Genomic DNA, 19,873 nt, shown 5'->3' on the forward strand with positions numbered 1-19,873 from the left:
GTAGTAAATCAAAAAAGCCTTTCAAATTTGAAAGGCTTTTTCTATTGTCATCGGCATCCCGATAGCTATCGGAGCCGGTCTGTTATTTCATTGAGTTGATAAAATCATCAAACAGGTAACGGCTATCATGCGGGCCCGGAGATGATTCTGGGTGATATTGTACCGAGAAAGCTTTTTTACCTTTTACGCGGATACCTTCTATTGATTGGTCATTCAGGTTTACGTGGGTAACTTCTACTTTGTCTGATGCCCTTACAGCTTCCTGCACCACACCAAAACCGTGGTTTTGTGAGGTTACTTCGCAATGGTTGATGATCACATTTTTAACCGGGTGGTTTAAACCGCGGTGGCCGTTAAACATCTTTTTAGTTGGGATATCGTTAGCTAAAGCCAGCAACTGGTGACCAAGGCAAATACCAAACATCGGTTTTTCTGAAGCCAATACCTTTTTTACGGTATCTATAGCGTATGGCATAGCCGATGGGTCGCCCGGGCCGTTAGAGATAAAATAACCCGATGGTGCAAAATCCTTTTCCATTTCTTCAAAGGTGGTTTTTGCCGGGTAAACCTTTGCATAAACATCACGATCATCAAAGTTGCGCAGGATGTTTTTCTTAACACCAAGGTCGAGCACGGCTACGCGATAGGTAGCATCTTCTTTACCAAAAGTATATGTTTCTTTAGTTGATACCTGTGATGAAAGCTCCAGGCCATCCATTGAAGGTACTTGCGCCAATTTAGCTTTCAATTCTTCAACATCTAATATCTCAGATGAGATAATAGCGTTCATGGCACCCTTATCGCGTATGTGGCGAACCAGTTGGCGGGTATCCACATCAGAAATGCCTACCAGATTATGCTGCTGAAAATAATCCTGTATCGATTCATCAGCCTGTTTGCGACTGTAAGCGATGTTATAGTTTTTACAAACCAGGCCGGCGATCTGTATCTGTTCAGATTCAACCTCTTCACTAGCTATGCCGTAGTTACCAATATGCGCATTGGTTGCTACCATAATTTGCCCAAAGTAAGATGGATCGGTAAAAATTTCCTGGTATCCGGTCATGCCGGTGTTAAAGCAAATTTCGCCCGTGGTTGTGCCTATCTTGCCTGCGGCTTTACCATGAAAAACGGTACCATCTTCCAGTAATAATACTGCCGGTAACTTGGTGAAATGATTCATTTAGCAAAAAAATTGAAAGGGTTAAATATTCGGATTTTCTGGCTCGAAGCTCCGTGAAAAGAAAGTAAAGGGCTGAAGAAAAATACCTCTTTATTCACGCCGCAAAAGTAGAGAAAAGTTTGCGGGTTTCCGCATCAATTTTCAATTTTTATGGCAGAGCATTCGGCTTTCATTTGGCGCGACGCGTATTCCTGAAATCTTTCGGTAAAATCTTTCACGTTTTTCCCGTTATTACCCCAGGATGTAATAGATGACCGCTTCTTCAAATCACAGATACTATTTATTAACACCCGGTCTGCATCGACGATAAGAGTAACCTGTTCACCCCAACTTCCGGAAAAAAAACTTCTATCGGTACGCACTACGCACACGGTTCCGTTGAACCTGCCATGCCACTTTAGTTCTTTTAAAACCTGAAGGGTGACCTCCTTCAAATCTTTTTTACATAAGGCAGCCGGAATAACTTGTAGTCTTAGTCTATAATTTTGTAACCAGAAAAAAAAGATGGAAACAATTACAGAGATTGAAAGGACCTCTACGTGTTTTGTATTAAACTCAAGATGTTCATCATTGATGCACCTCCATAAATAAAATACAGGCAACATCACCGTTGGCATTAAGCAATAGATCACAATCCCAAAATGGTCAAACTTTTCCCATGGTGTTAATGGTAACCGTTCGGTTTTAATAGCTTCCTGATATTGCGCTTTGGTCATTGGTTTTCGTCTACTAATATATGCTACATCTAAATAATTAGCTAAAGCGATTTTTAAAAATCATATCCTACCTTTGCCTTACAAAACCAAACGATACCATGTCGGTAAACAAAGAGATAAAGCGCATCACTACGCATACGCTGCAGGAGATGAAGAATCGCGGCGAAAAGATAGCTATGCTTACAGCTTATGATTACTCAATGGCTGCCATAGTTGATAACGCAGGTACGGATGTAATACTGGTGGGCGACTCAGCAAGTAACGTAATGGCCGGGCACGAGACCACCCTGCCTATTACCTTAGACCAGATGATCTATCACGCTTCATCTGTTGTGCGTGCTGCCAAACGTGCACTGGTAATAGTAGACCTTCCATTCGGTTCATATCAGGGTAACTCGAAAGAGGCATTGGCATCTGCCATCCGCATCATGAAAGAATCCGGCGCGCATGGTATCAAGTTAGAGGGTGGTATAGAAATAGCAGAATCCATCAGCCGTATACTTACCGCAGGTATTCCCGTTATGGGGCACCTGGGTTTAACCCCGCAATCAATATATAAATTTGGTACCTACACCGTACGCGCCAAAGAAGAGGCCGAAGCTGCCAAACTAAAAGAAGACGCCAAAAAGCTGGAGGAGTTAGGTTGCTTTGGTGTTGTGCTGGAAAAGATCCCGGCTAAACTGGCTGCAGAAGTAAGTAAAAGCCTCAACATCCCAACAATAGGCATTGGTGCAGGCCAGCACTGCGATGGCCAGGTTTTGGTGATACACGATATGCTGGGTATCAACAAAGGATTTAAACCCCGCTTCCTTCGCCAATATGCAGATCTATTTGATGTGATGAACAATGCCATTGGTAATTATGTTACTGATGTAAAAGCTAAAAATTTCCCTAACGAGAAAGAGGAGTATTAGCAGTTTCGCTGGTTCATGGTGAATAGTTGATAGTTCATAGCAGCTAAACCATGGGCCATGAATCATTAACCATGAACTTAAAACAACACACCTACATAAACAAAGACATTACTGATGCCGACGTGCTTTACGAGGACAATCACCTGATTGCCATTAATAAGCGCGCGGGCGATATTGTACAGGTTGATGAAACCGGTGATGAGCCGCTCGATGAGAAAGTTAAGCGTTACATCGCTGCTAAATACAATAAGCCAAATGGGGCTTTTTTAGGCGTAGTGCATCGTTTAGATCGCCCGGTGAGCGGTGTTATCCTGTTTGCAAAAACCAGCAAAGCTTTAGACAGGATAAACAAAATGTTTAAAAACCGCGAAATGCATAAAACTTATTTTGCCATTACCCGCCAGCAGCCCCAACCGCCTGCCGGTAACCTGGTGCATTGGCTTGTAAAAAATTCGCAGAAGAACGTAACAAAGGCACATGACAAAGAAGTGCAAGGCAGCCTGCGGTCTGAATTGAACTATAAACTTGTTGGACAGCGCGATGGGTATTCTGTAATTGAGGTTGACCCGATAACCGGCCGACCGCACCAGATCCGCGTGCAATTATCTACCCTGGGCTGCCCAATAGTTGGCGACAATAAATATGGCTACCCCCGCGGCAGCCTGCGCAAAAGTATCTGCCTGCATGCCCGCCGCTTAAAATTTATCCACCCGGTAAAAAACGAACCTATAGAGATAGTTGCCAGCCTACCTAAAGATGGTTTTTGGGACAAGTTTGAGGACTTAATACCTTAAGCAGTCAGCCGCTTTCAATCGGGCCGGCGGTCGATGAAACGTTTTAATTAACTGACTGATCTTTAATAAAGTTTTTGACGGCATCTACGAAAGCGCTGTTATTTTCATAATAAAGCAAGTGACCACCATCTATTTTTACCACCTTTTGATTAGGGAATTTAGCCAGCTTGTAAGTATTAGGGCCAACAGCATGGTCGTTGGTTCCTGTTATTACTAAAACTGGTACATTAATATCTGGTGTTATGGTGTTGTAATCTTTAAAATATTCCGGGTAGGTCATTTTTTTGGTCTTATCCAAAACGGGCGCAAGAATTTTGTAGGCAAAATCGTTTGTCCGGGGATGCAGAGAATCTAACTTATCAAAAACACCAATCGTTTTAATACTGTCCGTAAGTAGTTTATACCCAAGATGCACTTTGCTTAGCTTGGCCCTAACAGCCATATCGCCCGCAAAAAGAGAATCTGGGTTCTTTGCCTTAATTACAGTATCCTTTCCTAATAGCTTGTACCCGTAGCTAATTTGCTCGGCCAACGCATCCGGACTAAAGAAGTAAAGAGCAGAATTAACTAAAATAAGCCCTTTTACGTGTTGTGGGTATTTTTTGGCATAGTTAACCATTATTACTCCGCCAAATGAATGGCTCATCAGGTACATTTTATCAACCCCGAGTTTAGCTCTTACATCATCCATATCTTTTAACAAGCGGTCCATGCTGTAATCCCTGGCGTTCTGCGCGCTGCCACTCCCCCGCTGATCCATATATATCATTGTAAGAAAACCTTCCAGCTTATTACCACCCAACTGTTCAAAAGATAAATAACCGCCACCGGGGCCACCGGGTACAAACATGCAAACATCCCCTTTGCCGGATACCTTTACAGGTAAGCTAACATGATCAGAAGTAACAAAATTGAACTGTTTGTTTTCCAGCTGTTTCTCCTGCTTCGGTTTACATGCCTGGCAAAGCATCATCGTAATACAGGCAAACAAGACTATCTTTTTCATAAGCTAAAAGTTATTTTCCGTCTTTCTTTGGTGGAGCAAACATGGCTTGTTTAATATATTTAACAGGCGCACTGCCATAGCTCAGGAACTTTTCGTTAAAATCTTTAACCTTAAACTTGTCGCCTTGTTTTTTTTGCCAATCCTGGTAAAGCTGGTTTATTTCTTTGTAACCGGTAAAATAACTGGTTAACTGTACGCTACTTACACTTACGCGTTTCCATTTACCCTGTGCTTCTGCCTTTTGCTGAAAGGCTTCTTTGGTAAGCATCTTCACCGCCTCATCTTCGCTCATGTTGCCGGTGTGCACGCTGTAATCCAATATCGTGTTACATACCGAACGCAGGTGCCATTTATACCACATCAGGCGCATCTCCGGCGCGTTATTACCGAAACCCGCGTCAATCATCTCCTGTTCGCTAAATACAGCCCAACCTTCAACCATGGCGCCGTTACCCAAAATAGATTTGATCATGCTTGGTGCCTTGTTTGCGTACACCAGTTGCGTGTAATGGCCGGGGATAGCTTCATGTATGCAGAGGATCTGCAGAATATAATTATTGTATTCGCGGAGGTAGCTTTCTGCGCGGTCTGCAGGCCAGCCTTGCAGGCTACCCACGTTATAGTAAGTATTTCCGTTTTTATCATACGGGCCGGGCGCGCTTACAGATGCACCTGCAACACCAGCCATATAAGCAGGTTCTTTACGTACCACTAAAGGTTTGGTTGGGTCAAGCGTTACCAGGTCTTTAGCCTTTATAAAAGCGGTCAGTTTAGGTATCTCCTTCTCTATAGCCGATTGGAAATCAGCCGGCTTAACGTGATCAGCAGACAGCGTATCTATCAACCTGCTTATCATCTCCAGCGAATCTTTTGGCGCCGCCTCCGTTTTAAAATACTTTGGCCAAAGCTGCCGGCTTATTTTAGCCATCTCCTTATGCAGGAACTTTTTACGTTCCACCGCAGCGTTGTAAGTTTGCTGGGCAGTACCTTCAGCTTGGATATCATACTTGAATTTTGCTTCGTAAAGTTCTTTCCCCAACCTAAAACTGCGTGGTTTAGGGTTTTTCATTGCCTTCAAATAAGCCACATATCCTTTAATAGCTGTTGCTGATAGTTTTGCACGATCTGTAATTTGTTTTTGTTCTGCATCAGGTAGTTTGCTTTTCTTAAGCGAATCGGCAAGGTCACTTTCAAAAATGCTAAGTCCTCCCTCGTTTTGCTCAATAGCCAGATCGGTAAGTTCTTTAACCGGGTTTTTTAATTGTGTTTCAGCAGCCTTGTAGTAAGCTGGAATATTTTCCATGCGTTGATAAAAGCTGCGGAGGCGCTTTTGCAAAGGCTCATAATGTTCATTTAAGATAAAAGCAAAAGTACCTGTAACGTTGTAAGATGATGGGTCCCACTCGTATGACCTTAACTGCTCAATACCCCACTGGGTTGATTCCAGTTGGTTCTTCATAATAGCATGGTCTATCTTATTATTATCTGTAAGCAGGCTGGGCTCGTAATGGCTTAATGAATCCAGCTGCACTTTGGCAAACTTTAGCTGCTGCTCACGTGCCTTTGGTCCGGGTACCACAAGTACACTATCATATTTATGGTAACCTACGGATGTAGCCCAATCCGGGTTTATCTTCCATAACTCATCCAAAAAATGATCTTCGTATCGGGTAAATGTGCCGTCGTCTTTTAAACCATTATCAATGGCACTACCGCCGTCTTTTTTACAAGCGGTAAAAGCGGTTACGTAAAGCGCAAGCAGGAGTAGTTTTTTAATCACGGTGGTGGGTTTTGCTTTAAGCGATAAACTTAAAAATTGATTACGACAAATCAAACCTGTAACCTATTTGTTAGGCTTTAAAAACAATGATATGAGTGAGCAGCACGATATTTTAATAAAAGAACTGATCAAATTACTCGAAGGCGGCGGCGCGCATGCTACACTTGAAGATGCGCTTGAGGGCATACCAGCCGACAAACTGGGAATAAAACCACATGGATTACCTTACAGCATTTGGCAACTGGCCGAACATATTCGTATTGCACAATGGGATATGTTGGAGTTTAGTAAAGATGCCAACCACCAATCGCCGAAATGGCCTGATGACTATTGGCCTAAAGAAGCAGCGCCCGAAAATCCGGGGGATTGGGATAAAACGATCGAAGCCATTAAAGCGGACCGCAAAGCTTTTATAGAACTATTGAGGAGCGGCGATATTTATGCTGCCATACCACACGGTGATGGACAATCCATCCTGCGAGAGGCCTTGCAGGTGGCAGATCATAACTCTTACCATACTTCAGAGATCATCCTGTTGAGAAGATTACTGGGGATATGGAAATGATAGTTTGAGGGATCGATATAAAGTCGAGTACTGGTCGAGGTTTATAACTTCGACCTAAAATTTTTTCAAGGATTCTCCTTGATAATTGAGCTGAAAGCTTAGAACACCATTGGTCGAAGTAAAGCTGCGCTAAACTTCGACCAATGGTAGTTAGTATTTTTGTTACTTCAAAATCAACGTCCCCAACCTATTTCAAGCCTTTCACAAATGTGACTATGCTTGTAACCAGTTCTGGTTTTAAGGGAAGGTCGGGTTGGTTATAGGTAGCCATGTTTTTCTCCCGGTCTGCAGGCGCTTCTTTCAACACGTGGTTCATGTTTGGAATGATGACCAATTGTGCATCCGATTTAGCTTTTTTCAGCAGCTCGGCTTCGCTGACAGGTACCTGAATGTCTGTAGTACCTTGCAGGATGAGCACCGGTACTTTAACCTTTTTAATTTCCCTTGCAGGGTTATACCTGAACCACGACATCAGGTATGGCTGCACGTCAGGACCTGCAATAGCATATATTTTAGGATCGATATTAGGTGTAAACTTACCCTTCTTTAAGCTATCGAGCATTACTTTAAAGTTATCCTGGATAAACTTCGGCTGGGCCTTCATTTGCTCTGTTACAATAAGATCAGCAGAACGGCCAGCACCGGCAACCGAGATCAATGCCTTTACAGGTTGATCGCGCACAGATAAAATACCGATCAACGATCCTTCACTATGGCCCAACACGATCACTTTAGAAAAGCGCTTATCATCAGCCAATAACTGTACTAAACCCACGGCATCATCCACGTAATCTTCAAAACGCAATTCCTTTGGCTTTGTAGAGCTTACGCTTTGGCCAACCAGGCGTTTATCGTACCGTACTGTTGCAATACCTGCCTTGCCCAAGTCGTTTGCCAGCATTTTGTAGGCATTGGTGTTCATTCCCAGTTTTGGACTATTGCAATCCCTGTCTGTAGGGCCAGATCCTGCTATGATCAGTACTACAGGCACCTTGTCTTTAGCATCGGCAGGCATGGTAAGCGTACCCGAGATAGAGCCGCTCAGCGTTTTTAAAATAATTGGCGACTCTTTAAGCGACGGATCCATTTGCATAGCGGTTGTCGCCTGCTCAACATAAGGACTAAGCAACAAACCGACGAACTTGCTTTGAGCGTCAAGAGAGATGTTAAGGTTGAAAATAGCGTTATCAAAAGTAGCTTTATAAACGGCAAGCGGTACGCTAAACTTTACCAGCTCAGTACTTTTTAGATCACCTAACTGGGCCTTTAGCTGCGTGGTAGTTGATGAGAACTTATCCAGTGGCAGCGCGGCCTTCATCTGGCTGCTAAACATATTAAATATACTATCAGGCTTACCGGCATTGTAATACTGCCTGAATTTGTTTGCAGCCATTGTGAAATTAGCCGGTGCCGTTTGTGCAAGTGCCACTACAGTAAGGCACATGGCAAGCATTGAAACGAATAATTTTCTCATCTCCACTTATAAACTTCTAAAATATCAACGCACGAAAATAATAATTTACAAAGGTATTGACGCAACTTTATGCTAAAGCAACATTTCTGATACAATTGGCGTAAAAAAGCGAAAAATCAGTATTACAAAACGCTTTTTTGTTGTTACATTTAACTTTTTAACTGACACTATACTAATTAATTTCTACTAAACTATTAATGAATTTCAAAAACGGATGCTTATTGGTGGCATTCCTGCTATGTATTAATTTTTGTTACGCCCAAACCGGTATCACATTTTTAAGGGGTACCGTTTTAACACAGAACAATCAGCCTGCTGACGGGGCTACCGCTATACTTCTGCATCTGCCCGATTCCACTGTAGCCACATCTGCCCTGGTAGACGAAAGAGGTGCTTTCCAATTCAATAATATTAAACCCGGGAGCTATACCATACTGGCAACCATGCTGGGTTATAAGCGCACGTATACACAACCTTTTTACATTGCCGCCGGCAAATCTGTTTCGCTTGCACCATTAAAGTTGGCTGCAACCAATACGCAGTTAAAAGATGTTACAATTACTGCGCGCAAAGCATTTGTGGAAGTTAAGCCGGGCAAAACCATCATCAATCCATCGGCAAGTATTATTGCAGACGGGCAATCGGCATTAGATATTTTAAGGCAATCTCCCGGTGTAAGGGTTGATAACAACGATGCCATCAGCGTTAGCGGCAGGCAACAAGCCCTGGTGCTGATAGACGGCAAACCCACCAACCTTACAGGTACCGATCTGGTAGCATTATTAAAAAGTACGCAGGGAAGTAATATCGATAAGATGGAACTGATAACCGGGGGCTCGCCTAAGTACGATGCAGCGGCGGGTGGTATTGTCAATATCGTACTCAAGAAAGGTAATAACATTGGCACTAATGGAACCATTACCCTTGGCGCCGGTTATGGCAGGTACTACAAAGGCAATAGCGGGATCAGCTTTAACAACCGCACTAAAAGCTACAACATTTTTGGTAACTATAATTTCGCTGCCAACAAATCATATAAAAACTTCAACACTGACCGCGGTATAGATTACAACGGGTTGCAGAGCAACTACAACACCGCTTACCGCAGCGTTTCTGAAACGTTTAGCCATAACTTTAGGCTGGGTACAGATTTCTTCATCGGCGAAGGGCAAACCATTGGCTTTTTGGTTGCAGGCAACATCAATAACGCAAAATTTAATAAAGCCAACACCCTTAGCATCTTCAATAATAATGTTAAAGATTCTACAGTTTACGCCAACTCAAACCTAAATCGCGATATCAATACCTTTACATATAACCTTAACTATAATGGCAAGGTTGATGAAACTGGCGGGGTAATTTCCGCCAGCCTTACGCATACCCGTAACAGCCGTGCATCCAACGAGTACATTAATAATACTTTCTATAATGCTGCCGGGGCGGCCTACCGTAACCCGCTCTTGCTACAAAACCTTTCTCCTACCAAGGTGGGTATCTGGTCGGCTATATTAGATTATACAAAACCGCTGGGTAAAACCGCCAAACTTGATGCAGGGGCAAAATACAGTTATACCAAAACAGATAATAACCTCATATTTGGTCCGCTGGTTAACAACGTTTACACCATTGATACCACCTTTAGCAATCACTTTATCTATACTGAAAAAATTGCTGCAGGTTACATTAATTACAATGCCAAATTCGGCAAAACTGATATAAGCGCCGGCGTTAGAGGCGAATACACCAATTCAAGAGGCGACTCATATCGCGAGCAATCGCCAAACAACCAGCATATAACCGCCAGAAATTACTTTAACCTGTTCCCAACAGTCCAGGTAGAATACCATCATGATGATAAGAACGATTACGTGTTGAACTTTAACCGCGGTATAACCAGGCCGGCGTATGATAAGCTTAATCCTTTCCTGTCGTTTATTGATCTGTACAGTTACCAGGCAGGTAATGCTTATTTAAGGCCGGTATATGCCAATAGCATCAGCCTTACGCATACTTACAACCAGGAGATAAGCACCCGTTTGTACGCAACCTTTGCAAGCGGTGCCGCTTTTCCTTTCTATCAGCAAAACGATGCTACAAAGGTTATCATTAATACCGATGTAAACCTGGGCCGCACGCAAACGCTTGGGGTTGCTTTTAGTGCTCCCATAAAATTCACCAGTTGGTGGAACAGTTCTTATGACATTGATGCATCGTACCAGCGATACATTGCCGACCCAAAATACGGCGATTTTGATCAAAGCGTGGGTGATGTTCTGATCAACACCACGCAAAGTTTTAAGTTGGGTAGTAAACTGGCTGCTGAACTTTCTGGCTACTACGAAACGCCGACAGTTTACGGTATAAATAACTTTAAAGCGGTTTACTATGCCAACGCCGGTTTAAGTATGCCCGTTCTTAACAAGATGGGTAAACTAAGCTTCACCCTTTTAGATATTTTTAAGACCCGTCGTGACCGGGCTTATACCAACTATCAAAACTTAAATAGAAATACTGTCGATTGGCGCGAGTATCGCATCTTGTCTGTAAACTTCAGCTATCGGTTTGGTAAAACATCCGTTAAGGGTGCCGTTCGCCATAAAACTGGAAATGAGGATGAGCAAAGGAGAATTGGGGGTAATTAATATTTAAAGAGCTATTACCTTACAATAACTTCAACTCCGGATACTTGCCTTTAATGCGGGTTACGAAGTATTTGCCTAATGATTCTGAACTGATGAATTTTTTGTAGGTGGATGGCCTGATCCCGAAATATTGCCATACGTCACTATGCTCCCTAAACTCCAGTTCGAGGATCTGCTTTTTGGCATCATAACCAACACTCTCTAAAGCCGATGACTGTACCTTACGCCTGTACATATAAATACAACATTGCTAAAAAATTATGGTTTGGATAAATTAGCCTGCGTGGCCGCTTAAAGCGCTGCAGATGATAACAAAAAGCACAATAAAAGTAATGACAGTGTACAGGTGGTCTTTCTCTAAGATAAACCCTATGGCCGAAAATAACACCCTTACTACGGGCGTGGCTATGAGCATGATAATGCCTAATTGAATAATAGCCCTGCCCCTTCCTGTGAATACGCCGTGTATAATGCCCTGGCCTGTCTGTATAAAATCAGGCACGCCATTAAACTGATGATAATCGGCCGTGGTATGGCCATGCCTGTAAAGATACACACAACCACCTATAAAAACCGTTAGCATTGATATTAGGACTCCTGCACGGAGCACCCAGCCAATAACAGCCTGCATATCTTTATCCTTAAAGTTTTTAAACATGGGGGTGGTATTACTCAAGTATATCCACGCCGAAATTAAGCCTTATAATATGGCCTGCCAACTTTAATGTTAACCTACCGAGTAGATAGACTTTATGTAATCCACCGCCAAAAGGCTAATCTGTAAGCAGTTTTTACTATTTTCGCAACCTCAAACCGGTAAACAACAAATGGATTATCAATTTAAAGATATAGAGAAAAAGTGGCAGCAGTTTTGGGCCGAGAATAATACTTTTAAAGCCGAGAACAACACCAATAAGCCAAAGTACTATGTGTTAGATATGTTCCCCTACCCATCTGGTGCGGGGCTGCATGTTGGCCATCCGCTGGGCTATATCGCTTCTGATATTTTTGCGCGGTATAAACGCAACAAAGGTTTTAACGTGTTGCACCCGATGGGGTATGATAGCTTTGGCTTACCGGCAGAGCAGTACGCCATACAAACCGGGCAGCACCCGTCTGTTACCACCGAGGCAAACATTAACACCTACCGCCGCCAATTAGACCAGATTGGTTTTTCTTTTGATTGGAGTCGCGAGGTGCGTACCAGTTCGCCGGATTACTACAAGTGGACACAGTGGATTTTTATGCAGCTATTCAATAGCTGGTATAATAAAGATGCCGATAAAGCTGAAAGCATAGATAAACTGGTAGCCTATTTTGAAACCAAAGGATCGGCAGGTATAAACGCTGTTTGCGACGAAGATACGCTTGTTTTTGATGCCGATGAATGGAAGGCTTTACCAGAAAAAATACAGCAGCAGGAATTGTTAAAATATCGCCTTACCTACTTGCGCGAGAGCACCGTTAACTGGTGTGCCGCCTTGGGTACCGTACTGGCTAACGACGAAGTGAAAGACGGCTTTAGCGAGCGCGGCGGTTACCCTGTTGAGCAAAAGAAAATGATGCAGTGGAGCATGCGCATTACGGCCTATGCCGAGCGCCTGTTACAAGGCCTTGATACCATTGACTGGCCCGAGCCGTTGAAGGAAATGCAGCGCAACTGGATAGGGAAGAGTGTTGGTGCAAGTGTGAAGTTTCCGTTGGAGAGAGCGGCAAGCGAGCATTTTAGTGCGGAAAACGATCCGGCATCCGGCTCCTCACATCCGGCTCCTTACATCGAAGTTTTCACTACCCGTGTTGATACCATTTTTGGTGTTAGCTTTTTGGTGATAGCACCTGAACACGAATTGGTTGCAGAGTTGACTACTCCCGAACAAAAGGCGGATATTGATGCTTACATCGCCCAAACAAAAAAGAAAAGCGAGCTTGACCGTATGGCCGATACCAAAACCGTATCGGGCGCTTTTACCGGTAGCTATGTTACCAATCCGCTTAACGGTGCTAAGATACCGGTATGGATAGCAGATTATGTTTTGGCAGGCTACGGTACCGGTGCCGTAATGGCTGTACCAAGCGGAGACCAACGCGACTATCTTTTCGCTAAGCATTTTGACCTGCCGATCATCCCGATCATCGATATCCAAAATATCGGGACCGAGGCAGACCCTACCAAGGAAGGTAAATATATTAATAGTGATTTCATAAACGGTTTAGGTTACAAAGAAGCAACTGCAGCCGTTGTTGCCAAGCTGGAAGAAGTTGGTTTAGGTAAAGCCAAAGTGAATTTCCGCATGCGCGATGCGATATTTGGCCGTCAGCGTTACTGGGGCGAACCGGTACCGGTTTACTTTAAAGATGGCTTACCGCAGCTGATAGAAGAAAGCGAATTGCCTTTGTTATTGCCGGAGATAGACAAGTACTTACCAACCGAAACCGGCGAGCCACCGTTGGGTCGCGCTACTGATTGGAAGTATAAACCACAAGTCTCCCCTATTGGGGGAGATTTAGAGGGGGCCTACGAATACGAGCTAAGCACCATGCCGGGCTGGGCAGGCAGCAGTTGGTACTGGTATCGTTATATGGATGCTAATAACAACACGGAGTTTGCATCAGAAAAAGCGATCGAGTACTGGAAAGATGTTGACCTGTACATTGGTGGCAGCGAGCACGCTACCGGCCACTTGCTGTACAGCCGTTTCTGGAACAAGTTTTTGAAAGATATTGGCAAAGCCATTGAAGAAGAGCCTTTCAAAAAGCTCATCAACCAGGGCATGATACAGGGTCGCAGTAACTTTGTTTATCGTTTAATTGACGAGGAAGGCAGAGGTACAAACACCTTCATATCCCATGGTTTGATCAAAGACCATAAGACTTCTCCGTTGCATGTAGACGTGAACATTGTGGAGAACGATATACTAAACATCAATAAATTTAAAGCCTGGAGGGAGGATTTTGCTGATGCTGAATTTATCCTTGAAAATGGAAAATACATTTGCGGTATTGAAGTGGAAAAAATGTCGAAATCAAAGTTCAACGTGGTTAACCCGGATGATCTAATCGAGCGTTACGGTGCGGATACCCTGCGTATGTATGAGATGTTTCTTGGTCCGCTGGAGCAGAGCAAACCCTGGAACACCAATGGTATCGAGGGTGTGTTTAAATTCCTGCGTAAATTCTGGAGATTGTTCCATGATGCAAACTGGAATTTCTCAATATCAAACGAGGCTCCCACTAAAGCGGAACTGAAAGCGTTGCACAAGATCATCAAAAAAGTAGAAGATGATATCGAGCGTTTCTCGTTCAATACTTCAGTATCCAGCTTCATGATCGCTGTAAACGAGCTTACTGATCTCAAATGTAATAAACGCGCCATCTTGGAAAACCTGGTGATCGTGCTGGCACCCTATGCGCCGCATATTGCAGAAGAACTTTGGTCGCTGCTGGGTAACTCAGCAGGCTCAATTTCAACTGCAGCTTATCCAAAATTTCAACCGGAATACCTGGTTGAGGATGACTTTGCGTATCCTATCTCCTTCAACGGTAAGGTTCGTACCAACATTAGCCTGCCCCTAACAATGGAGCCCGCCGATGTTGAAGCCGCAGTACTGGCCCACGCCGACGTGCAAAAACACCTCGACGGCAAAGCACCTAAAAAAGTGATCGTTGTTAAGGGCAGGATTGTGAACGTGGTTGTATAGATCTCGTCGCGAGTAAACAACGCTAGAAGATTGCTGCGTCGCTGTCGCTCCTCGCAAAGACATAATTTATAACCATTTACTGGTCGAAGTTTAGCGCAGCGTAACTTCCGACCTAAAATCTGTTAAGCTTACAGCTTAACACGCAAACAGGATGCTTGCAATATTTTAGGACGAAGCTAAAAACTTCGACCAGTGGAGGATTATGCCTTGTAAGAATGCTGTGAGATTTTCACATTCACTTCTTCACTCATTACGTCGTTCACTCAATACACTCACCACTAAGTGTAACATCTACATTACATCATTAATAATTTTCTAATTTCTGCAGATACAGCTGTAACATTTTCAGCAATTTCGCCTCAAATTACGAAAACGCTCAAAAATTTATGAAACGAATACTTTTACTTATAATAGTTGTTTGTGCTGCACTCAAGGCTAACGCCCAGATACCTATGGGCGGCGGCTCAAGTATTGTGGGCAAAATTTCCGGAAGGGTTATCGACTCGTTAACCAAAAAACCGGTAGATTATGCTACTGTAAGCTTGTTCAGAAGCGGTGCTACCACCCCCATGAACGGTGTACTAACCGATGGGAACGGTAACTTCCAACTTAACGGTATCAAAACCGGTAAATACAAGATCACCATTTCCTTTATCGGTTATCCGGCAAGGACTTTTGACCCGGTTGAAACAACTGCAGCCAAACCCGATAATAACATGGGTACCATCCTGCTAAAACCAAGTGCCACTGCCCTTAAAGAAGTGCAGATTGTTGGTCAGCAGGCACTTGTAGAAAACAAGATAGATAAGATCGTTTATAATGCTGAAAAGGATGTAACATCTACAGGTGGTAACGCTACGGATGTATTGCAGAAAGTGCCATTGGTATCGGTTGATATGAATGGTAACGTTGCTATCCGCGGTGACCAGAACGTTCGCGTTTTGATTAATGGTAAACCATCAGGTGCAACTTCTGCCAGCTTAAGCGATGTATTGAAAACCATCCCTGCAGATCAGATCAAAAACATTGAAGTAGTTACTTCTCCATCAGCTAAATATGATGCTGAGGGTTCTGGTGGTATCATCAACATCATCACAAAAACTAAAAATGCATCTGGCATCAGCGGTTCTGTGAGCGGTGGTGTAGGTACACGTCAAAATAACGGTAACATCAACTTAAATTACAATAAAAACCGTTTCAATTTATCTGCTAACATTGGTGGTAACTTAACATGGCCACAAACCATGACCACAGATTTTGAGCAGACCATTAACACGCCTGCTACCGCAAACAAAGCAGCGGTGAACCAGCTTAACAAAAACTTTCTTTCAAGCGAAACGAAAAGACACGGTGTGAGGGGAACGATAACTGCGGGTTACGAGTTTAACGGTTTCAATAGTATTAACAGCACCCTGGCTTTAAATGATGGTGGTTTTAACACTAATGGCGGTGGTAACTATAATATTACTGATTTCATTAATCCTGCTAAATCTTTGGCCTACATTGGCATCAACTCTAACCGCAATAAATTCAGCGGATTCGACTGGAACCTGGATTATACACACAAATTCAAAAAAGAAGGTCATGAGATAACCTTTTCCGGTCAGTGGAGCCATAGCATCATCAAAACCGACTATAACAACTTATTCCAGGGTTTACCAAACACAGGAAAAGGTGCGCCGCAGCCAAGCCAGGCAGGTAATAACGATGGTAAGAACGACGAATATACCTTACAAGGCGACTATGTTTTACCGATAAATAAAACCCTGAAATTAGAGGCAGGTGGTAAAACCATACAAAGGCGCATCAACAGTGATTATAACATTTATTCAGTAGACTCGCTTGGTAATAACCCTATTATTGATCCACTGAACTCAAACCTGTACAATTACAAACAAAACGTTTATGCAGGTTACGGCGTGTTCACCATTACATTGCCAAAGAGCTACTCGGTGTTGGCAGGTTTCAGGTACGAGAATACAAAGATAGCAGGTGACCCGCAAACGCCTTATGCAAGCGGCGCAAATCAACAAGAACTTAAACCTTTTGATGCCAGCTACAATACTTATATTCCGAGCCTTACCATACAAAAAGTTATAGGTTCAAACACGTTTAAATTATCATATAGCAAACGTATCCAGCGCCCAAGCTTACAGGTGTTAAATCCGTTCATCAATAGGTCAAACATTCAGGCTCAATCTGTAGGTAACCCTAACCTGGCGCCGGAAGTATCGCAAACCGTTGAATTGAACTATAATACCTTCATTAAATCATCAGTGTTAAACTTCTCGGTTTATTACAAGAGAACAAATGATCTGATCGAAGGATTAGCGCAACCTATTACGGATTACATCCAAACAGGTGCGAAAATTGATACCGTAATTGGTACACGTACCATACAACGTAACGCTGCATTGAACAACTCATGGGGAGCAAGTTTCTTTGGTTCGGTTACGCCATTTAAACCTTTAACTGTACGCGCAAGTGTTAACGTATTTACTTACAACCCTACCGTTTATTCGGAATTTGCAAACTTTATCAATCCGGATGCGATCAAAACGCAGTACATGTACACCATGTTCGGTAGCGCAACTTTGAATTTACCTAAGAACATCATCTTTGAAGCTTTCGGTTTCATGAACTCACCGCGCCGTACAATACAGGGCTCAAGCCCATCGTTTGGTATCTACGCTTTTGGTATCAAGAAACAATTCATGAACAAGAAGGCTTCACTTGGTTTCAATACTGTACAACCATTTGCAGTTAACAAATCATTTAACCAAAACATATCAAGCCCGGGTTTCAGCCAGATATCAAAAACCCAGTTTCCTTTCCAATCATTTGGTATAACGTTTAGCTACAGCTTTGGTAAAATAAGCTTTAAACCGGCTAACCCTACACAAAAGAAGAAAGGTGTTAACAACGATGACCAGATCCAGGGCGGCGACCAGCAAGGTGGCGGCATGGGCGGCGGCAACGGCGGACGTTAATCAATAACACTTTAATAAAGAAAGCCCCGATAGTTTTACTATCGGGGCTTTTTCATTCTATAGAGTCATTGGCATTAATTCTTATACATCCAGTGCATCATAAACAACAACCTTATCCCAAAGGTGGCTGCAATCTTTTATAAATTGCTGATGAATGGGGTGGCTTTGGTAAGATGCCTGGCCTTCCAGATTTTCGAAGAACATCAGTTCTGATACTGCCCAGCTATTGTCCACTACATCGCGCTTTTCGGTGCTGGCAACAACGCCAATGCGCAGCTCTTTGATGGTCTCTATTTTACGAAGGGTCTTTAATCCGGCGATGATCTTATCGCGATCGTCTACCGAACCCGGATTTTTTAACCAAAAGAAAACATGGTGTACAATTGGATATTTATTATTCATGGCAGTTGGTTTTATAAATGATGGCATGGCTGATGCAATAGCTGTGCCGGCTGTTACTGCAGCAGCAGTAGCGATGAATTTCCGTCGGGTGGTTTTCATATCGGTTAAGGTTTAACAATCTGGTTGCTGGCATTTTTCGTCGCTGAACTCCGGCTCAAATGTACTGTGGGTAATGGATAGATGTTCCAGCTTGTGGCGCAGGTCATGCTTTATTTCGTCAAACATGGCCATATGTTCCGGGCTGATGACCAAATGAGCAGTTAGGGCATTTTCTGTAGTGCTCAAGGCCCAAACGTGCATATGGTGTACATCTACCACCCCCTTTCCTTTAAGTAATTCAGCTTTTATTTTTTGCAGGTCGATATCTTTCGGAACCCCGTCCATTTCAAGGCGAAGACTATCTTTAAGCAAACTCCATGTGCCTACCAATATCACCACACCGATAATGATACTTACCGCGCTATCCAACCAGATAAACCCTGTAAAGTAAATGATCACCCCAGAGATTACAACCCCTAATGATACAATGGCATCCACTGCCATGTGCAGGTAAGCACCTTTTACGTTGAGGTCGCTGTCTTTATCTTTCACAAAAAGCCATGCGGTAAAACCGTTTACACCAATACCTGCCAAAGCAACCCATGCAATAGTACCACCGGCGATTGGCTCGGGGTGGATAAAGCGCATAACGGCTTCATAAATGATGAAGCCGACAGCAACTACCAAGATCACAGCGTTAAAAAACGACACGATGATAGTAGACCGTTTGTAACCATAAGTATAGTTCTTGTTTGATTTTGCCTTGGCCAGTTTAAAAGCCAGCAGCGCCAACGCTAATGAAGCCACATCGCTTAAGTTATGCCCGGCATCTGTAAGCAGCGAAAGTGACCCGCTGATCAAACCGTAGATCACTTCGATAACTACAAAAGCCGAATTAAGGACAATTCCCCAGATAAAGGCGGCATTAAGATGGTCAAGCTTGGGTGTATGATCGTGATGATGGTGCGAATGGTCGTGACTGTGCATGTGCATATACAAATGTGCAAATTAATAGTCTTAATCAGAATTTACAGGATTTAAGAATTTACAGAAAATACCTGTAAGTGTTCACGTTCACACCATGAACGCTCTTGAACACCGTGAACGCTGACGCATTCTTGTCAGTAACCAATTAGAAATCATTTGCACATCTGATTCCGATCGCTATCGGGACTGCACATCTATTGATGATGGTAAGGCTCGCCCTTGATAATGGTATAAGCGCGGTACAGTTGCTCAACAAAAAACAGGCGCACCATTTGGTGGGAGAAGGTCATGCGGCTAAGCGAAATTTTATCATTTGCCCGCTGGTAAACCGAATCATGGAAACCATAAGGGCCACCCACCACAAACACCAAATTGGCCGACGAAGTTACCGACCGCTTGTTGATGTAATTGGCAAACTGTACCGATGTATATTCGGTACCACCCTCATCAAGCAGGATCAAATGATCTTGCGGAGTTAACTTCTTCAGGATCATTTCCGCCTCTTTTGTTTTCTGCTGGTCCTCGGTAAGGGCCTTGGTATTTTTAAGTTCGGGCAGGTCATGTAGTTCCAGCTTGGTGTAGTGTTTAAGCCGCTTAACATACTTTTCAATACCTTCTTTTAAGTAAGCATCTTCGGTTTTGCCAACGGTAATAAACGTGATTTTCATGCCCTGCTGTAACTA

At 43.3% G+C, this 19,873-nt stretch carries 16 protein-coding genes; 6 read left to right on the forward strand and 10 right to left on the reverse strand.

All coding sequences use genetic code 11. The features are described 5' to 3' along the window. Positions 1-82: 82 nt before the first annotated feature. Complete coding sequence (carA, locus tag INP83_RS20050) at positions 83-1,183, reverse strand: glutamine-hydrolyzing carbamoyl-phosphate synthase small subunit (RefSeq protein WP_219125667.1); 1,101 nt, start codon at positions 1,181-1,183, stop codon at positions 83-85. A gap of 134 nt (positions 1,184-1,317) precedes the next feature. Continuing rightward, the gene (locus INP83_RS20055) at positions 1,318-1,899 is read right to left on the reverse strand and encodes a hypothetical protein (RefSeq protein ID WP_219125668.1); all 582 of its coding nucleotides are present in this window, start codon (positions 1,897-1,899) and stop codon (positions 1,318-1,320) included. 98 nt (positions 1,900-1,997) lie between these two features. Between INP83_RS20055 and panB the strand changes: the two genes are divergently transcribed. Together panB and INP83_RS20065 are read left to right on the forward strand one after the other, a co-directional pair. After that, a complete protein-coding gene (gene panB / locus INP83_RS20060; protein WP_146272823.1) occupies positions 1,998-2,813 on the forward strand; it encodes a 3-methyl-2-oxobutanoate hydroxymethyltransferase in 816 nt (271 codons plus the stop codon). 71 nt (positions 2,814-2,884) lie between these two features. Further along, a complete protein-coding gene (locus INP83_RS20065; RefSeq protein WP_219125669.1) occupies positions 2,885-3,607 on the forward strand; it encodes an RluA family pseudouridine synthase in 723 nt (240 codons plus the stop codon). Positions 3,608-3,650: 43 nt separating this feature from the next. Here INP83_RS20065 and INP83_RS20070 read toward each other — a convergent pair whose 3' ends face one another. Continuing rightward, on the reverse strand, positions 3,651-4,613 hold the full coding sequence (locus INP83_RS20070; RefSeq protein ID WP_219125670.1) for an alpha/beta hydrolase: 963 nt from the start codon (positions 4,611-4,613) through the stop codon (positions 3,651-3,653). Positions 4,614-4,623: 10 nt separating this feature from the next. Then, positions 4,624-6,393, reverse strand: a complete 1,770-nt coding sequence (locus INP83_RS20075; RefSeq protein ID WP_255563202.1) for a DUF885 domain-containing protein — start codon at positions 6,391-6,393, stop codon at positions 4,624-4,626. A 91-nt stretch (positions 6,394-6,484) separates the two neighbouring features. Here INP83_RS20075 and INP83_RS20080 point away from each other — a divergent pair, with 91 nt between their 5' ends. Then, positions 6,485-6,958: a DinB family protein gene (locus INP83_RS20080; protein ID WP_219125671.1), complete on the forward strand. Its 474-nt coding sequence runs from the start codon at positions 6,485-6,487 to the stop codon at positions 6,956-6,958. 187 nt (positions 6,959-7,145) lie between these two features. Here INP83_RS20080 and INP83_RS20085 read toward each other — a convergent pair whose 3' ends face one another. After that, positions 7,146-8,432 carry an alpha/beta fold hydrolase gene (locus INP83_RS20085; protein ID WP_219125672.1) on the reverse strand — a complete coding sequence of 429 codons (1,287 nt, stop codon included), beginning with the start codon at positions 8,430-8,432 and terminating at the stop codon, positions 7,146-7,148. Positions 8,433-8,629: 197 nt separating this feature from the next. On the opposite strand from INP83_RS20085, the gene INP83_RS20090 reads away from it, so the two are divergent. Beyond that, positions 8,630-11,074, forward strand: a complete 2,445-nt coding sequence (locus tag INP83_RS20090; RefSeq protein ID WP_219125673.1) for an outer membrane beta-barrel protein — start codon at positions 8,630-8,632, stop codon at positions 11,072-11,074. Between the two features lie 19 nt (positions 11,075-11,093). Here INP83_RS20090 and INP83_RS20095 read toward each other — a convergent pair whose 3' ends face one another. Both INP83_RS20095 and INP83_RS20100 read right to left on the reverse strand, forming a co-directional pair. Continuing rightward, positions 11,094-11,309 (reverse strand): KTSC domain-containing protein, encoded by a 216-nt coding sequence (locus INP83_RS20095; RefSeq protein WP_146272818.1) that lies wholly within the window; start codon positions 11,307-11,309, stop codon positions 11,094-11,096. Positions 11,310-11,348: 39 nt separating this feature from the next. After that, the gene (locus INP83_RS20100; RefSeq protein WP_146272817.1) at positions 11,349-11,732 is read right to left on the reverse strand and encodes a DUF1634 domain-containing protein; all 384 of its coding nucleotides are present in this window, start codon (positions 11,730-11,732) and stop codon (positions 11,349-11,351) included. A 169-nt stretch (positions 11,733-11,901) separates the two neighbouring features. On the opposite strand from INP83_RS20100, the gene leuS reads away from it, so the two are divergent. Then, entirely contained in the window at positions 11,902-14,772 is a 2,871-nt protein-coding gene (gene leuS, locus INP83_RS20105; protein WP_219125674.1) for a leucine--tRNA ligase, read from the forward strand. A 386-nt stretch (positions 14,773-15,158) separates the two neighbouring features. Next, on the forward strand, positions 15,159-17,762 hold the full coding sequence (locus INP83_RS20110; protein WP_219125675.1) for an outer membrane beta-barrel family protein: 2,604 nt from the start codon (positions 15,159-15,161) through the stop codon (positions 17,760-17,762). Between the two features lie 81 nt (positions 17,763-17,843). Here the strand turns inward: INP83_RS20110 and INP83_RS20115 are convergent, their stop codons facing one another. From INP83_RS20115 to rlmH, 3 genes are all read right to left on the reverse strand, one after another. Then, positions 17,844-18,263 (reverse strand): Dabb family protein, encoded by a 420-nt coding sequence (locus INP83_RS20115; protein WP_219125676.1) that lies wholly within the window; start codon positions 18,261-18,263, stop codon positions 17,844-17,846. A gap of 12 nt (positions 18,264-18,275) precedes the next feature. After that, positions 18,276-19,196, reverse strand: a complete 921-nt coding sequence (locus INP83_RS20120; protein ID WP_255563203.1) for a cation diffusion facilitator family transporter — start codon at positions 19,194-19,196, stop codon at positions 18,276-18,278. A gap of 188 nt (positions 19,197-19,384) precedes the next feature. After that, positions 19,385-19,858 carry a 23S rRNA (pseudouridine(1915)-N(3))-methyltransferase RlmH gene (gene rlmH, locus INP83_RS20125; protein ID WP_146272812.1) on the reverse strand — a complete coding sequence of 158 codons (474 nt, stop codon included), beginning with the start codon at positions 19,856-19,858 and terminating at the stop codon, positions 19,385-19,387. Between the last annotated feature and the right edge of the window lie 15 nt (positions 19,859-19,873).

It is taken from the genome of Mucilaginibacter sp. 21P, assembly GCF_019331605.1.
Taxonomy (GTDB): Bacteria; Bacteroidota; Bacteroidia; order Sphingobacteriales; family Sphingobacteriaceae; genus Mucilaginibacter; species Mucilaginibacter achroorhodeus.

Coding starts and splice junctions, on each gene's coding strand:
- carA (WP_219125667.1), bottom strand. CDS start 1,183: ATGAATCATTTCACCAAGTTACCGGCAGTATTATTACTGGAAGATGGT.
- INP83_RS20055 (WP_219125668.1), bottom strand. CDS start 1,899: ATGACCAAAGCGCAATATCAGGAAGCTATTAAAACCGAACGGTTACCA.
- panB (WP_146272823.1), top strand. CDS start 1,998: ATGTCGGTAAACAAAGAGATAAAGCGCATCACTACGCATACGCTGCAG.
- INP83_RS20065 (WP_219125669.1), top strand. CDS start 2,885: ATGAACTTAAAACAACACACCTACATAAACAAAGACATTACTGATGCC.
- INP83_RS20070 (WP_219125670.1), bottom strand. CDS start 4,613: ATGAAAAAGATAGTCTTGTTTGCCTGTATTACGATGATGCTTTGCCAG.
- INP83_RS20080 (WP_219125671.1), top strand. CDS start 6,485: ATGAGTGAGCAGCACGATATTTTAATAAAAGAACTGATCAAATTACTC.
- INP83_RS20085 (WP_219125672.1), bottom strand. CDS start 8,432: ATGAGAAAATTATTCGTTTCAATGCTTGCCATGTGCCTTACTGTAGTG.
- INP83_RS20090 (WP_219125673.1), top strand. CDS start 8,630: ATGAATTTCAAAAACGGATGCTTATTGGTGGCATTCCTGCTATGTATT.
- INP83_RS20095 (WP_146272818.1), bottom strand. CDS start 11,309: ATGTACAGGCGTAAGGTACAGTCATCGGCTTTAGAGAGTGTTGGTTAT.
- INP83_RS20100 (WP_146272817.1), bottom strand. CDS start 11,732: ATGTTTAAAAACTTTAAGGATAAAGATATGCAGGCTGTTATTGGCTGG.
- leuS (WP_219125674.1), top strand. CDS start 11,902: ATGGATTATCAATTTAAAGATATAGAGAAAAAGTGGCAGCAGTTTTGG.
- INP83_RS20110 (WP_219125675.1), top strand. CDS start 15,159: ATGAAACGAATACTTTTACTTATAATAGTTGTTTGTGCTGCACTCAAG.
- INP83_RS20115 (WP_219125676.1), bottom strand. CDS start 18,263: ATGAAAACCACCCGACGGAAATTCATCGCTACTGCTGCTGCAGTAACA.
- INP83_RS20120 (WP_255563203.1), bottom strand. CDS start 19,196: ATGCACATGCACAGTCACGACCATTCGCACCATCATCACGATCATACA.
- rlmH (WP_146272812.1), bottom strand. CDS start 19,858: ATGAAAATCACGTTTATTACCGTTGGCAAAACCGAAGATGCTTACTTA.